Consider the following 331-nt stretch of genomic DNA (forward strand, 5'->3'; position numbering starts at 1 on the left):
CGCCCTCGGGATGGCGGATCGCGGCCCGGCCGGCGGCGAGGTTGTCGCCGGCCCCGGTCACCCCCGGCACGGCGGCCAGCGCCCGCTCGACGCGGCCCACGCAGCTCGCGCAGGACATCCCCTCGACGGCCAGCAGGCTCTGCGTCTCGGGCACGGGGTAGCCGGCCTCCGCGAGCGCCGTCGCGACGTCGCCCGGGCTCGTCGCCCCGTCGAGGACGAGGCTGGCGCGGTGGGTGGCGAGGTCCACCGCCACGTCCCGCGCGCCGGGCAGCGCCGCGAGGGCGCGCTCGACGCGGCCGACGCAGGAGGCGCAGGACATACCCTCGACGGG

1 protein-coding gene is annotated in these 331 nt (G+C 80.1%); it reads right to left on the reverse strand.

What is annotated here, in order from left to right:
- Nucleotides 1–331 (reverse strand): copper ion binding protein (locus ACLBXO_RS31850; protein ID WP_447687931.1); only part of this gene is annotated, 331 nt, incomplete at both ends.

Source organism: Methylobacterium sp. C33D (assembly GCF_053345825.1).